The 14,449-nt window shown below is 65.4% G+C and carries 17 protein-coding genes and 1 tRNA gene; 3 read left to right on the forward strand and 15 right to left on the reverse strand.

The features are described from left to right. The first annotated feature begins 56 nt into the window (after positions 1–56). Positions 57–617 carry a glycine cleavage system transcriptional repressor gene (locus L3N39_RS13965; RefSeq protein WP_237258056.1) on the forward strand — a complete coding sequence of 187 codons (561 nt, stop codon included), beginning with the start codon at positions 57–59 and terminating at the stop codon, positions 615–617. Positions 618–627: 10 nt separating this feature from the next. After that, positions 628–1,101 (forward strand): peroxiredoxin, encoded by a 474-nt coding sequence (locus L3N39_RS13970; RefSeq protein ID WP_237258057.1) that lies wholly within the window; start codon positions 628–630, stop codon positions 1,099–1,101. A 10-nt stretch (positions 1,102–1,111) separates the two neighbouring features. Here L3N39_RS13970 and L3N39_RS13975 read toward each other — a convergent pair whose 3' ends face one another. After that, positions 1,112–1,354, reverse strand: a complete 243-nt coding sequence (locus tag L3N39_RS13975; RefSeq protein ID WP_237258058.1) for a sulfurtransferase TusA family protein — start codon at positions 1,352–1,354, stop codon at positions 1,112–1,114. Between the two features lie 108 nt (positions 1,355–1,462). Here L3N39_RS13975 and L3N39_RS13980 point away from each other — a divergent pair, with 108 nt between their 5' ends. Next, positions 1,463–2,893, forward strand: coding sequence for a M48 family metalloprotease (locus L3N39_RS13980; RefSeq protein ID WP_237258059.1), 1,431 nt, complete (start codon positions 1,463–1,465; stop codon positions 2,891–2,893). 24 nt (positions 2,894–2,917) lie between these two features. Here the strand turns inward: L3N39_RS13980 and nadA are convergent, their stop codons facing one another. The 14 genes from nadA to ruvA all read right to left on the reverse strand — a co-directional run bounded on the left by nadA (position 2,918) and on the right by ruvA (position 14,434). Beyond that, on the reverse strand, positions 2,918–3,976 hold the full coding sequence (gene nadA / locus L3N39_RS13985; RefSeq protein ID WP_237258060.1) for a quinolinate synthase NadA: 1,059 nt from the start codon (positions 3,974–3,976) through the stop codon (positions 2,918–2,920). Between the two features lie 193 nt (positions 3,977–4,169). Next, a complete protein-coding gene (locus L3N39_RS13990; protein ID WP_237258061.1) occupies positions 4,170–5,666 on the reverse strand; it encodes a succinyl-CoA:acetate CoA-transferase ScpC in 1,497 nt (498 codons plus the stop codon). A 189-nt stretch (positions 5,667–5,855) separates the two neighbouring features. Further along, positions 5,856–5,931 (reverse strand) — tRNA-Lys (locus tag L3N39_RS13995). Positions 5,932–5,983: 52 nt separating this feature from the next. Beyond that, a complete protein-coding gene (gene queC, locus L3N39_RS14000) occupies positions 5,984–6,658 on the reverse strand; it encodes a 7-cyano-7-deazaguanine synthase QueC (RefSeq protein WP_237258062.1) in 675 nt (224 codons plus the stop codon). Between the two features lie 31 nt (positions 6,659–6,689). Then, a complete protein-coding gene (gene queE / locus L3N39_RS14005) occupies positions 6,690–7,337 on the reverse strand; it encodes a 7-carboxy-7-deazaguanine synthase QueE (protein WP_237258063.1) in 648 nt (215 codons plus the stop codon). Positions 7,338–7,454: 117 nt separating this feature from the next. Then, positions 7,455–8,258, reverse strand: coding sequence for a tol-pal system protein YbgF (gene ybgF, locus L3N39_RS14010; RefSeq protein WP_237258064.1), 804 nt, complete (start codon positions 8,256–8,258; stop codon positions 7,455–7,457). Positions 8,259–8,264: 6 nt separating this feature from the next. Next, on the reverse strand, positions 8,265–8,771 hold the full coding sequence (pal, locus tag L3N39_RS14015) for a peptidoglycan-associated lipoprotein Pal (protein WP_237258065.1): 507 nt from the start codon (positions 8,769–8,771) through the stop codon (positions 8,265–8,267). Between the two features lie 56 nt (positions 8,772–8,827). After that, the gene (gene tolB / locus L3N39_RS14020; protein ID WP_237258066.1) at positions 8,828–10,123 is read right to left on the reverse strand and encodes a Tol-Pal system beta propeller repeat protein TolB; all 1,296 of its coding nucleotides are present in this window, start codon (positions 10,121–10,123) and stop codon (positions 8,828–8,830) included. Next, positions 10,120–11,118, reverse strand: coding sequence for a cell envelope integrity protein TolA (tolA, locus tag L3N39_RS14025; RefSeq protein WP_237258067.1), 999 nt, complete (start codon positions 11,116–11,118; stop codon positions 10,120–10,122). The genes tolB and tolA overlap by 4 nt, the downstream gene beginning before the upstream one ends. Further along, positions 11,118–11,570, reverse strand: a complete 453-nt coding sequence (gene tolR, locus L3N39_RS14030; protein WP_237258068.1) for a protein TolR — start codon at positions 11,568–11,570, stop codon at positions 11,118–11,120. Before tolR ends, tolA begins: the two co-directional genes overlap by 1 nt. A gap of 11 nt (positions 11,571–11,581) precedes the next feature. Continuing rightward, positions 11,582–12,274 (reverse strand): protein TolQ, encoded by a 693-nt coding sequence (gene tolQ / locus L3N39_RS14035; RefSeq protein ID WP_237258069.1) that lies wholly within the window; start codon positions 12,272–12,274, stop codon positions 11,582–11,584. 2 nt (positions 12,275–12,276) lie between these two features. Next, complete coding sequence (ybgC, locus tag L3N39_RS14040) at positions 12,277–12,720, reverse strand: tol-pal system-associated acyl-CoA thioesterase (protein ID WP_237258070.1); 444 nt, start codon at positions 12,718–12,720, stop codon at positions 12,277–12,279. A 48-nt stretch (positions 12,721–12,768) separates the two neighbouring features. Further along, positions 12,769–13,824: a Holliday junction branch migration DNA helicase RuvB gene (ruvB, locus tag L3N39_RS14045; protein ID WP_237258071.1), complete on the reverse strand. Its 1,056-nt coding sequence runs from the start codon at positions 13,822–13,824 to the stop codon at positions 12,769–12,771. Positions 13,825–13,828: 4 nt separating this feature from the next. After that, positions 13,829–14,434, reverse strand: a complete 606-nt coding sequence (ruvA, locus tag L3N39_RS14050) for a Holliday junction branch migration protein RuvA (RefSeq protein ID WP_237258072.1) — start codon at positions 14,432–14,434, stop codon at positions 13,829–13,831. Between the last annotated feature and the right edge of the window lie 15 nt (positions 14,435–14,449).

Consider the following 14,449-nt stretch of genomic DNA (forward strand, 5'->3'; position numbering starts at 1 on the left):
CGCTACCCTTTGCCGTTTTCGGCCGAATACCCGCCGATCTACCGTCAGGAAACTGCATGTCCACCCCGTCCGTACCCCGCGAACAGTTCCTCGTCATCAGCGCCCTGGGCAAGAGCCCGATGGAGCTTGCCAATGTTCTCTGCCGCGCAAGCAACGAGAACCGCTGCGCCGTGGTCAGCACCCGCCTGACCCGCCACGGCGAATGCAGTGCCCTGGTACTGGAGGTCACCGGCAGCTGGGATGCGCTGGCGCGCATGGAAACCGCCCTGCCGGCACTGGCCAAGCGGCATGGCTTCATCGCCAACGTGGTACGCAGCGAGCCGCTGGAAAACCGGCCCAACGCGCTGCCCTACGTGGCCTACGTCAGCGCGGTCTATCGCCCGGACATCCTCAACGAGCTGTGCCAGTTCTTCATCGATCACCGCGTGGAGCTCGAGGGCCTGACCTGCGACACCTACCAGGCACCCCAGACCGGCGGCACCATGCTCAACGCGACGCTGACCGTCACCCTGCCGGCCGGCACGCAGATCAGCTGGCTGCGCGACCAGTTCCTGGACTTCGCCGACGCACTGAACCTCGACGCCCTGATCGAACCCTGGCGCCCGCAGAACCCCTGAGGAAACGATGATGCCCGTAGCACTCGAGCAACAGGTTCCAGCCTTCACCGCGCAGGCCACCAGCGGCCTGGAAGTCAGCCTCGACGCGCTGCGCGGCAAGCAGGTGGTGCTCTACTTCTATCCCAAGGACAACACTCCCGGCTGCACCACCGAAGGCCAGGACTTCCGCGACCTGCACCCGCAGTTCCTGGCCTGCGACACGCTGGTCTTCGGCGTCTCGCGCGACAGCCTCAGGACCCACGAGAACTTCCGCGCCAAGCAGGGCTTCCCCTTCGAGCTGATCAGCGACAAGGACGAGCAGCTGTGCCAGCTGTTCGACGTGATCAAGCTGAAGAAGCTCTACGGCAAGGAATACCTGGGGGTCGATCGCAGCACCTTCCTCATCGATCGCAACGGCACCCTGCGCCAGGCCTGGCGCAGCGTGAAGGTGCCGGGCCATGCCCAGGCGGTGCTGGACGCCGCGTGCGCCCTGAGCCAGGCCTGAGGCCTGCGCGTCAGGCCTTGCGCAGCCAGTAGCGGTACAGGCCGCCCTCGACCTCTTCATGCAGCAGCTGGTGCCCGGCCAGGCGGGCGAAGCTGCGAAAGTCCCGCTGCGAACCCGGATCGGTCGCCGTCACCTTGAGCACGGCGCCGCTGGCCAGGCGGTTGAGCTCCAGCTTGGCCTTGAGCAGCGGCATGGGGCAGCTCAGCCCCGAGGCATCGAGCTCGGCATCGACGGCAATGGGAATGTCGGTCATCGGCTTCTCCGTTCGCAAACGGCGCGCAGCATACCCAGGCTGCCGACGCTCTGGCCAGCGCCACAGGCCGCCGCTACAGTAGCGGCTCACCTTCCAGAGCCGCCCTGAATGAACCTGCTGCGCCCGACTCTGCTGACCCTCGCCTGCCTGCTCGCCCAACCGCTTCCCGCCAGCGAGCTGCCCTCGCTCGGCGACGCCAGCTCGGGCATCGTCTCGCCGGAGCAGGAACATGTGCTCGGCCGCGCCTGGCTCAGCCTGCTGCGCGGCCAGGTCCGCCAGCTGTCCGACCCGCTGCTCAAGGACTATGTCGAGTCCAGCGTGTACCGCCTGAGCGAAACCAGCCAGCTGCAGGACCGGCGCCTGGAGTTCGTCCTGCTCGACAGCCCGCAGCTCAACGCCTTCGCCGCCCCAGGGGGCATCATCGGCGTCAACGGCGGGCTGTTCCTGCACGCCCAGACCGAGGCCGAATACGCCTCGGTGATGGCCCACGAACTGGCGCACCTGTCCCAGCGCCACTTCGCCCGCGGCGTGGAGGCCCAGCAACGCATGCAGCTGCCGATGATGGCCGCGATGCTCGCCGGCGTAGTCGCCGCCGCCGCCGGCGCCGGGGATGCCGGCATCGCCGCGATCATGTCGACCCAGGCTGCGGCGATCCAGGAACAGCGGCGCTTCTCGAGGCAGAACGAGCAGGAAGCCGATCGCATCGGCATCCTCAACCTTGAGCAGGCCGGCTACGACCCGCGGGCGATGCCCGAGATGTTCGGTCGGCTGATGCGCCAGTATCGCTACGACCAGAAGCCGCCGGAGTTCCTGCTCACCCACCCGGTGACCGAATCGCGTATCGCCGACACCCGCAACCGCGCCGAACAGCAGGTTCGCAACGGTCGCCAGGACAGCCTGCGCTACCAGCTGATCCGCGCCCGCACCGAACTCAAGTTCGAGAGCACCCCGGGCGTCAGCGCCAAGCGCTTTCGCGCCATGCTCACCGACGACCCGCGCCTGGACGCGGCACGCTACGGCCTGGCGCTGGCACAGATCAAGGCAGGCCAGCTCGACGACGCACGCACCAACCTGGCCCGACTGCTCGAAGGCGCACCGGACGACCTGTTCTACAATCTGGCCCAGGTCGAGCTGGACATGACCGCCAACCGACTGGATGCCGCGGCGACACGCGTGGACCGGCTGCTGGCGCTGTATCCGGGCAACTACCCGCTGCGCCAGGCGCGCGTCGACGTGCTGCTCAAGCTCAACCGCCCGACCCAGGTGGAACAGCTGCTGGACCAGTTGGTCGCGGAGCGCGGCCGCGACCCGGACATCTGGTATCAACTGGCGGAGATCCGCGGGCTGACCGGCAACATCGTCGGCCTGCATCGTGCCCGCGCGGAGTACTTTGCCCTGGTCGGCGATTACGACCAGGCGATCGAGCAACTGGGTTTCGCCAAGCGCCGCGCAGAGAACTTCCAGCTCGCCGCGCGCATCGACGCGCGCCAGCAACAGCTGACCGAAGAGAAGCGCATGATCGACGAGATGCTGCGCTAGCCGGCCAGCGCCGCCGGGTGCGCGTCAGGCGTTGCCGGCCTGGCGCAGGCGGGCAGCCTGGGTGAAGTCCAGCATGCGCTTGAGCGGCCTGACGGCCCGCGGGATGAGCGCCGGGTCGACGTGGATTTCGTTGCTGCCCCGGCGCAGGCAGTCGAGGGTGCGCTCCAGGGTGTTCATCGCCATCCACGGGCAATGCGCACAACTGCGGCAGGTCGCACCCTGCCCCGCGGTCGGAGCCTCGACGAAGACCTTGTCCGGACACAGCTGCTGCATCTTGTAGAAGATGCCCTTGTCGGTCGCCACGATCAGCGTCTGGTTCGGCAGCGTCTGCGCCGCCTTGATCAGCTGGCTGGTCGAGCCGACGGCATCGGCGAGCTCGATCACCGCCTCTGGCGACTCCGGGTGCACGAGGATAGCGGCATCCGGATAGAGCGCCTTCATGTCGGCGAGCTGCTTGGCCTTGAACTCCTCGTGCACGATGCAGGCACCGTCCCAGAGCAGCATGTCGGCGCCGGTCTCGCGCTGGACGTAGCTACCCAGGTGCTTGTCCGGCGCCCAGATCAGCTTCTCGCCGTTATCCATCAGGCTTTCGACGATCTCCAGCGCGCAGCTGGAGGTCACCACCCAGTCAGCGCGCGCCTTCACCGCCGCCGAGGTGTTGGCATACACCACCACGGTACGCTCGGGGTGCTGGTCGCAGAAGGCGGCGAACTCCTCGACCGGGCAGCCCAGGTCGAGCGAGCAGGTCGCCTCCAGGGTCGGCATCAGGATGCGCTTCTCGGGATTGAGGATCTTCGCGGTCTCGCCCATGAAGCGGACGCCGGCCACCACCACGGTCTGCGCCGGATGCTCGTTGCCGAAGCGGGCCATCTCGAGGGAATCGGACACGCAGCCGCCGGTGGCCTCGGCCAGCGCCTGGATCACCGGATCGGTGTAGTAATGCGCCACCAGCACCGCGTTCTGCCGCTGCAGCTCCTCGGCGATCTCGTCGCGCAGGCGCGCCTCCTGCTCCGGCGTCAGTGGTTCAGGCTGCTTGGCCGCCAGATGCGCCTGGACAAGGATGCGTTCGGGGATCTGCGTCATGCGTGCGGGCCCTGCTGGAAACGTCTACGGAGTATGGGCCGAGCCAGACCGCTCGGCCGACAAAGGCGGCACCGCTGGCACCTGCCGCTCGGAGGGGCAGAAATACTAGCCGAAGCCGCGAAGCGAGGGGAAGTCCGCGGACCGGAAAACAAAAAGCCCGCCGATCGCTCGGCGGGCTCTTCTCACGCTCGGATCACTCGCCCTTGAGCATGTGACCGCGCTCTTCCAGGTTGATGTGCCAGTTCATCGCCTCGCGCAGCAGGTGCGGCGTCTGGCCGCCCTTGTCGCAGGCGCCCTCGAAGTACTGGTTCAGCGCCTCGCGGTAGGACGGATGCACGCAGTTGTCGATGATCACGCGGGCGCGCTCGCGCGGCGCCAGGCCACGCAGGTCGGCCAGCCCCTGCTCGGTGACCAGGATCTCCACGTCGTGCTCGGTATGGTCGACATGAGCGACCATCGGTACCACGCTGGAAATGTTGCCGCCCTTGGCAATGGACTTGGTGACGAAGATCGCCAGGTGGGCGTTGCGGGCGAAGTCACCCGAGCCGCCAATGCCGTTCATCATCTTGGTGCCGCCGACATGGGTGGAGTTGACGTTGCCGTAGATATCGAACTCCAGCGCGGTGTTGATGCCGATGATGCCGAGGCGGCGCACCAGCTCCGGGTGGTTGGAGATTTCCTGCGGACGCAGCACCAGCTTGTCCTTGTACTGCTCTAGGTTGCCGAAGACGCGGTCGTTGCAGCGCTCGGACAGGGTGATGGAGCAGCCGGAGGCGAACTTCATCTTGCCGGCGTCGATCAGCTCGAAGGTGCAGTCCTGCAGCACTTCGGAGTACATCACCAAGTCCTCGAACGGCGAATCGATCAGGCCGCACATGACCGCGTTGGCGATATTGCCGATGCCGACCTGCATCGGGCCGAGGTTCTTGGCCATGCGACCGGCCGCCACTTCGCGCTTGAAGAACTCGACCAGGTGGTTGGCGATGGCCTGGGTTTCTTCGTCCGGTGGGGTGACGGTGGAGTAGGAATCCGGCTGCTCGGTGATGACGATCGCGGCGATCTTGGCCGGATCGACCGGGATGGCCGCGCTGCCGATGCGGTCGTCGACCTGGGTCAGCGGGATCGGACCGCGGGTCGGGCGCTCTTCCGGGAAGTAGATGTCGTGCAGGCCTTCCAGGTTGAGGTTGTGCGCCAGGTTCAGCTCGACGATCACCTGGTCGGCGAACATCGCCAGGTTGGCCGAGTTGCCCACCGAGGTGGTCGGCACGATGTGGCCCTGCTCGGTGATGCTGACCGCCTCGATGATGGCGACGTCGGGGCGCTTGATCTGGTGGTTGCGCATCTGCTCCACGGTGTGGGACAGGTGCTGGTCGATGAACATGACCTCGCCGTTGTTGATCGCCTTGCGCAGGACGGGATCGGCCTGGAACGGCATGCGACGGGCCAGCAGGCCGGCGGCCGCCATCTTGCCGTCCAGATCGTTGCCCAGGCTGGCGCCGGTCACCAGGCTGATCTTCAGCTGTTCCTGCTGCGCGCGATCGATCAGCGCCAGCGGTACCGCCTTGGCCTCACCGGCACGGGTGAAACCGCTCATGCCGACGGTCATCCCGTCGCGAATGAGGGAAGCAGCCTCTTGGGCGCTCATGACCTTGTTCTGCAGGGAGGACAGGCGGATACGATCGGAATACATGATGAGCCTCGAACAACGGGACATTCGGAAAGCGCCGCAGTCTATTACGATTGCCAGCGCTCCGGTCACATACGAAGGTCGTAGAAAACCGGCACCCGGCGAACTCGCACGGCGGACGGCCGGCAAGAACTGCAGCCATAAAAAAACCGGAACCCTTGCGAGGTTCCGGTTCTGTCCCTGAGCGGGATATGGTGGGTCGTGTAGGATTCGAACCTACGACCAATTGGTTAAAAGCCAACTGCTCTACCGACTGAGCTAACGACCCAATGCGGGCGCATGATACGGATTTAATCAGTCAAATCAAGCACTTTTTTGAATCAGCGATAGCGCGTCGCGTCCGCCAGCCCGGCCTGGCGGAAGCCCTCTGCGCGCAGTCGGCAACTGTCGCACAGGCCACAGGCGCGACCGTCCTCGTCAGCCTGGTAGCAGGACACGGTCATCGCATAGTCGACGCCCAGCGCAGTCCCCTGGCGAATGATCTCGGCCTTGCTCAGGTGCTGCAGCGGGGCCTGGATGTGGAATCCCGGCCCTTCGACGCCGGCCCGGGTCGCCAGGTTGGCCATGCGCTCGAAGGCTTCGATGAACTCCGGCCGGCAGTCGGGGTAGCCGGAATAGTCCACCGCGTTGACGCCGATGAAGATGTCCTGCGCGCCGAGCACCTCGGCCCAGCCCAGCGCCAGGGCGAGGAACACCGTGTTGCGCGCAGGCACGTAGGTGATCGGGACCCCTTCGCCAGGCTGCTCGGGCACCGCGATGCTCGAATCGGTCAACGCCGAGCCACCGATACCATTCAGGTCGATCCCTACCACCTTGTGCTCGACGACGCCCAGCTGGCGCGCCACCCGCTCGGCCGCCTGCAGCTCGGCACGGTGGCGCTGGCCATAGTCGAAGCTCATGCTGTAGCAGGCGAAACCCTGGGCACGGGCGATTGCCACCACCGTCGCGGAATCCAGGCCGCCCGACAGCAGGATGACTGCTTTCTTGTCACTCATCGAAGTTCTCCAGAAGAAGCGCGAGGCCCGCTCAGTGACCGGGCTCGTCGTTCCAGATGATCTTGTGCAGTTGCAACTGCAGGCGCACCGGCAGGTTGTCCGTCACGATCCAGTCGGCGAGCGCGCGCACATCCACCTGACCATGACTGGGCGAGAACAGCACCTCGCCGGCGCGACGCTCCAGACCGAACTCGATCACCTTGGAAACGGCCCAGTCATAATCCTCGCGCGAGCAGATGACGAACTTGACCTGGTCATGGCGCGTCAGCTCGGCGATGTTCTCGTAGCGATTGCGCGCGACCTCGCCGGAGCCTGGCGTCTTGAGGTCCAGCACCCGGCTGACGCGTCGATCGGTGCCACTGATGTCGAGCGCACCGCTGGTCTCCAGCGACACCTCGAAGCCGGCGTCGCACAACCGCTGCAACAATGGCAGGCAGTTGGGCTGCGCCAGCGGCTCGCCACCGGTGACACAGACGTAGCGCGGCTTGAAACGCGCCACCTGCTCGACGATGGCATCCAGGCTCATGAGCTCGCCACCGCTGAACGCGTAGGCGGTGTCGCAGTAATGACAGCGCAGGGGACAGCCGGTCAGGCGGACGAATACCGTGGGCAGGCCACTGGTACGCGTCTCCCCCTGCAACGAGTAGAAAATCTCGGTAATTCGCAGGGTCTGTTGCATATCAGCCACGGGCGTGACGGCTAAACAGGCCATCCGCCTCCGTTGGTCAAAGAAAGCCGGGCATTGTAAAGCAAGAACCCGCCACCTGGCGGGTTCCGTGATCAATGCTCGACCGGATCAGCGATTGAGCTGCCGCTGTGCCAATTGCGCGGCGGAGCTGTTGGGGTACTGGGCGATGACCTGCCTGAGTATCCCCTGCGCCTTGTCCCGATTGCCGAGGCGTATCTCGACATCGGCCAGCTTGTAGAGCGAATCGGGCACCTTGGGATGCTGCGGATAGGCCTGGCTCACCTTGGCGAAGGCCTGGCCGGCAGCCTGCAGGTCGCCCTTGGCGAGGTTCACCTCGCCGAGCCAGTACTGGGCATTGCCGGCGTACTGGCTGTTTGGATACTTGCGCAGAAACGCGCCGAAGGCCTGGCTGGCCTTGTCGAAATCCTTTGCCTTGATCAGATCGAAGGCTGCGTCGTAATACAGCTTTTCCTGGGCCGGATCGCCGGACGCACCGCCCTGTGCCTGCTGCGAAGCAGCCACCTGGCCGGCACTGGCCGTCTCGCCCGCAGACGATGATGCCCCCTGCCCGGAACTGCCACCCAGCGCACCGCTGGATAGGCGACTGTCCAGATCCTTGTAGCGCTCCAGGCCTTGCTGCTCCAGGCGCTGGATCTGGTTCTGCTGTTCTTCGAGCATGCCGCGCAATTGCGCGATTTCTTCCTGCATCTGCTGCAACTGCTGGAAGAGCATGCCCTGCGCCGAAGCCGGGGCATTCGCCCCGCCTCCGGCGTAGGCACCGCCACTTTCAGGACTGCCGGCCGAATAGCCGCCGCCGTAGCCGGCGTCGGGTTCGATCACCGGCACCTGGGCGGCCGCCATGAGCGGCAGCCCGAGGACCGCAATACCTAGAAAGCGACGGTACTGGCGCATGACGAGTTACTTGCGCAGCTCGACGCGACGGTTCTGGGCCCAGGACTGCTCGTCGTTGCCCATGGCGACCGGACGCTCTTCACCGTAGGAAACCAGTTCCAGCTGAGCCGGGGAAACGCCCTGCAGCACCAGGTAACGCTGGACGGCCTTGGAACGGCGCTCACCCAGAGCCATGTTGTACTCGCGGGTACCACGCTCGTCAGTGTGGCCTTCCAGCACGACGCGAGCGCCGTTGCCCTTCAGGTCCTTGGCATGAACGTCCAGGGCGCGCATGGCCTCGGGCTTCAGGTCGGAGCTGTCGTACTCGAAGTAGAAGGTGGTGATGGCGCGCAGAGCGGCTTCGTCGCTCAGGCTGCCGTCCAGCGAGCCGGCATCGGCGCCGTAGCCTGCGTTGGGATCCATGCCAGTGCCCGAGCCCTCGCCCGAATCGTCGCCGCCCTTGGACGAACAACCGACAGCAACAGCCATGGCCAGAGCCAGCGCGGTGAACTTACCGAATTTCAGCATTTCCATCTGTAACAACCCCAGGTGTGGTTTTGGTGTTTTGGTTAAAAAGCGTTGGTACCGCATCAGTTCAGGTAAGGGGACCAGGATGGCTCACGGACTTCGCCCTGAGCAGTAGGAAGCGGGAGCCTAACTCGACCATTGATGGACACGAGCATCAAGACTCCCCGGCCCTGCTGGCGGGTGGCGTAGATTAGCATGGTGCCATTAGGCGCGACAGTGGGCGACTCGTCCAGGCTGGTGTCCGAGAGGATGCGCAGGTTGCCGCGCTGCAGGTCCTGCGCGGCAACCTTGAAGTTGGTGTAACCGTCCTGGCGATGGATCATCACGAGGGTCTTTTCATCCGCCGAAAGCTTGGGGTTGGCGTTGTAGTTGCCAACGAAGGTCACCCGCTCGGCGGCACCGCCACCCAGGCGCTGCTTGTAGATCTGCGGCTTGCCGGCACGATCGGAGGTGAAGTAGAGGGTCTGACCGTCGGCGCCCCAGAAGGGTTCGGTATCGATGGCGTAATGGTTGGTCAGACGCTGAAGCTGGCGCGTGCCGAGGCTCATCACGTAGATCTCCGGGTTGCCGTCCTTGGACAGCACGAAAGCCAGCCGATTGCCATCCGGCGAGAATGCCGGCGCACCGTTGAGCCCCTCGAAGTTGGTGATCTGCTCGCGACGGCCGGTGTCGATGTGCTGGACGAAGATCCGCGGCCGCTTCTGCTCGAACGACACATAGGCGATGCGCCGGCCGTCCGGCGAATAGCGCGGCGACAGGATCGGCTCGCGCGATTGCAGCAGGGTCACGGCACGTGCACCGTCGTAGTCCGAGCGCTGCAAGGTATAGCGGGTCCCGGCACCCAGCCGTTCGGCGGTGACGTAGAGCAGGCGCGTGGAGAACGCGCCGCGAATGCCGGTCAGCTTCTCGAAGGCCTGGTCGGCGACATAGTGCGCCATGTCGCGCAACTGGTCGGGCGTGCCGCCGACGCTGCCGGACATGACCTGCTGCTCGGTGGTCACGTTGAACACGCCGAACTGGACCTGCAGTCGACCGCCGGCAGGCTGGATGTTGCCGACGATCACGTACTGCGCGCCCAGCGCCTTCCAGTCGCGGTAGATGATCTCGCTGGCCCGGGTCGGCAGGCTGATCATGTTCTGCCGCGGGATCGGCTGGAAGGTGCCGGAGTTACGCAGGTCGTTGCCGACGATGTCGGCCATGTCCTCGGGCAACACGGTGCCCCCCTGCCAGCCGAAGGGCACCACGGCGATCGGCGTGGCACGATCGGTACCGCTGGTGACGACAAGCGGATCGGCGGCCTGGACGGTACCGACCAGCAGGGTCAGGCCGACCAGCGCGAGACGAATCAGGGTTTTCACAGATCCAAATCCTCTGGTTTGAAAATCATGCGCCGCTGCCGGTACATCCGGTCGAAGGTGGCGCGGTCCAGTTCCTGCATCTCCGGGATGCGTCCGACGTTGCGCACGGCCGCGACCGCCGAACTGTCGAAGGCACTGTCACCGCTCGAGCGCGTAACGCTGGCATTGGTGATGGTGCCGTCCGGCAGCATCTGGATGGTCACCTCGACGCTCATGCCATTGCGTGCCGACGGCGGACGCCGCCACTGCTGGCTGACCAGGCTGATGATCAGGTCGTCCAGACTGCCGGCAACCTGGTCACCCTGGGTGTCGGCCAGCGCCTGCTGTCTTTCCGTTGTATCGGAAAGCAACTCGGCCAGGGCCTGAGCCTTCTTGTCCTCGGCAGCCTTGCGCGCGGCTTCGGCAGCAGCCTTCTTCTTCGCGTCCTCGGCAGCCTTCTTCTTGGCCGCTTCGGCAGCAGCCTTCTTTTTAGCCTCTTCGGCGGCCTTTTTCCTGGCGGCCTCTTCGGCGGCTTTCTTCTTCGCCTCTTCGGCGGCCTTCTGCTTGGCAGCCTCCTCGGCCTTCTTCTTGGCGATGTCGGCCTGCTTGCGCTGCTCGGCCTTCTTGGCCTCCTCGGCCTTCTTGGCTTCTGCTGCTTTCTGCTCGGCCGCCTTCTGCGCCTCGGCCTTTCGAGCCGCTTCGGCCTTCTTTTGTTCCGCGGCCTTGGCCTCGGCGATCTTCTGCTGCTCGACCTTGCGCTGCTCCAGCTGCTCGGTTTCGAACTGCTTGGCGGCGGTCTTCTTCGCCTCGCCGGCGATCTTCTGGTTGGTCTGGGTAGTCGCCTGGCTCTGTGACTTCAGCTGGTAGAGCGTCGCCTGCACGATGGGCTTGGACGGGGGCAGCTCGGGCGTCATGGCGAAGCTGACGAAGAGCATCGCGAAGATGACCAGGTGCAGGCCGACTGCCAGGATGGTCGGCCAGAAATAGCTCTCCGAGGGCGAGCGATCCTGCTGCATCACGGCGCCTCGGTGATCAGGCCGACGTTGCCGACGCCCGCTTCCTGGAGGCCGCCCATGGCCGCCATCACCGAGCCGTAGTCGACGGCCTTGTCGCCGCGCACGAAGACCTGCACCTGCTTACCCTGGCTACGGTTCTGATTCATGATCGCGGTGACCGCACGGGTCATTTCCTCGAGCGTCAGCGCGCGATCCTGAACGGTGTCGGTATCCACCTCGCTACCCATGTTCCAGTAGTAGGTCTTGTCGGCCTTGATCGAGATGGTCAGCACCTGGGCGTTGTTGTCCTGCGGCAGCGCCTCGCTGCTGACCTTCGGCAGGTCGACCTTGACGCCCTGGTTGAGCATCGGCGCCGTCACCATGAAGATGACCAGCAGCACCAGCATCACGTCGATGTACGGAACCACGTTCATCTCGGCGACGGGCTTGCGTCTGTTGCGAATTCTGGCCATGGCCGGCGGCCTCACTCTTCGGAGGTGTGGACTTTGCGGTGCAGGATCGCCTGGAACTCATCGGCGAAGGTGTAGTAGCGCGCGATCAGCGTCTCGCCACGGGCCGAGAATCGGTTGTAGGCGATCACCGCCGGAATCGCGGCGAACAGGCCGATCGCCGTGGCGATCAGCGCCTCGGCGATACCCGGGGCGACGGTCGCCAGCGTGGCCTGCTGTACCTGCGCCAGGCCGCGGAAGGAGTTCATGATGCCCCACACGGTGCCGAACAGGCCGATGTAGGGGCTGGTCGACCCCACGGTCGCGAGGAACGGCAGGCTCTGCTCGAGCTTTTCCTCTTCCCGCGAGATGGCCACGCGCATCGCGCGGTTGACGCCGTCCATCACCGCGTCGGGGTCGACGCCCGGCTGCTGGCGCAGGCGGGAGAATTCCTTGAAGCCGGCGCGGAAGATCTGCTCGACGCCGCAGTCCGGATCGGGGTTGCTGCCAGCCTGGCGATAGAGCTTGGACAGATCGATGCCCGACCAGAAGCGCTCTTCGAAGGCCTCCAGCGAGCGCTTGGCCGCGCGCAACAGGTTGCCACGCTGGAATATCAGGATCCACGAAGTCACCGAAGCGGCCACGAGGATCAGCATGACCAGCTGCACCACGAAGCTGGCATTGCTGATCAGGCTCCACATGGACATATGGTCGACGTTGGCTTCCACGCTCACTCTCCTGCAGGGGATAGTCCCGAGCCGCCCAAGGCGCCACGCAGCGCCTCGGGAATGGCTCGGGGTTTCAGATTCTCGGCACGCACGCATGCCACCCAGACATGCCCTTCACACAGCAGCGTATCGTCGCCGGCACGCCGGACCTGCTGGCGAAAACGCAGGCTGGCCCGCTTCAGCTCCACCACCTCGGCACTGACCAGCAGCTCGTCGTCGAGCCGGGCCGGCGACAGGTAGCGCGCCTCGACCGAATGCACGACGAACAACAGGTCATCGTCGACGAGCTGGGACTGGGCGAAGCCCAGCTCACGCAGCCGCTCGGTACGAGCCCGTTCCATGAACTTGAGGTAGTTGACGTAGTAGACGATACCGCCAGCATCGGTGTCCTCGTAATAGACACGGCAGCGATGCGTGAAAGGCCTTGCTTGGGATAGCGCGCGCATACTAGAGCTCAGTCGATCGATTGCCAATCGGGTGGCGGAACAATTTTTTCAACCATCGGTTTCAGGACCGAACAGGTCCGGCGTCGGCGCCTCGGCCAGGCGCCTGGGCAGGTTCAGCCCGAAGTGCAGGTAGGCGTGCCGGGTCACCACCCGCCCCCTCGGCGTGCGCATGATGTAGCCCTGCTGGATCAGATAGGGTTCGAGCACATCCTCGATGGTGTGGCGCTCCTCGCTGATGGCCGCGGCCAGGCTGTCGATGCCCACCGGCCCGCCATCGAACTTCTCGATCAGCGTCAGCAGCAGGCGGCGGTCCTGGTGGTCGAAGCCACGCTCGTCGACATCGAGCATGTTCAGCGCCAGGTCGGCGATCTGGCGGGTGATCTCGCCCTTGCCGCGCACCTCGGCGAAATCACGCACGCGGCGCAGCAGGCGGTTGGCGATACGCGGCGTGCCGCGCGCCCGGCGGGCGATCTCGAAGGCCCCCTCGGCCTCGATCGGCAGGCCGAGAATCCCCGCCGAGCGGCTGACGATGGTGGCCAGGTCCTCGGTGGAGTAGAACTCCAGGCGCTGGACGATACCGAAGCGGTCGCGCAGCGGATTGGTCAGCATGCCGGCCCGGGTGGTCGCGCCGACCAGGGTGAACGGCGGCAGGTCGAGCTTGATCGAGCGCGCCGCAGGGCCTTCGCCGATCATGATGTCGAGCTGGAAGTCCTCCATCGCCGGATAGAGCACTTCCTCGACGATCGGCGAGAGGCGGTGGATCTCGTCGACGAACAGCACGTCGCCGGCTTCGAGGTTGGTCAGCAGCGCGGCCAGATCACCGGGGCGTTCCAGCACCGGCCCCGAGGTGCTCTTGATGGACACGCCCATCTCCTGGGCGATGATGTTGGCCAGCGTGGTCTTGCCCAGGCCCGGCGGGCCGAAGATCAGGGTGTGGTCCAGCGCCTCGCCGCGCAGCCGGGCGGCCCGGATGAACAGGTCCATCTGCTCGCGCACGCTCGGCTGGCCGATGTACTCGGCCAGCCTGAGCGGACGGATGGCGCGGTCGAGTTGCTCGTCGCGGTCGCGACTGCTGGCGGTGACAAGACGATCGGCTTCGATCATGCGCTTACACCATGCCCTTGAGCGCGCGGCGGATCATCTCTTCACTGCTCAGACCGTCCTCCCGTACCGCAGCCACCGCCCGGCTGGCTTCCTGCGGCTTGAAGCCCAGGGAGATCAGCGCGCTGACCGCATCATTCTCGGCGCTTGTGACTGCCGCCGCAGCGCGAGGTTCAACCACCAGCGTGGCGATCGCCGGCATGGTCTCCCAGGCCTTGAAGCGGTCTTTCAGCTCGACCAGCAGGCGCTCGGCGGTCTTCTTGCCGACGCCGGGGATCTTCACCAGGGTGGAGGTATCCTGCGCCTGCACACAGCGCACCAGCTCGTCTATCTCCAACCCCGACATCAGCGCCAGCGCCAGCTTCGGGCCGACGCCATTGAGGCGGATCAGCTCGCGGAACAGTTCGCGCTCGCGCTTTTCGTAGAAGCCGTACAGCAACTGCGCATCCTCGCGCACCACCAGATGGGTATGCAGCGTCAGCGCTTCGCCCACGGACGGCAGGCGATAGAGGGTGGTCATCGGCACTTCGACCTCGTAGCCGACGCCGTTGACATCCACGACCAGGTGCGGCGGCTGCTTTTCCGCCAGTTGACCACGCAAACAACCTATCACTGCCTGCAGCTCTCC

It is taken from the genome of Pseudomonas oligotrophica (assembly GCF_021726475.1).
Taxonomy (GTDB): domain Bacteria; phylum Pseudomonadota; class Gammaproteobacteria; order Pseudomonadales; family Pseudomonadaceae; genus Stutzerimonas; species Stutzerimonas oligotrophica.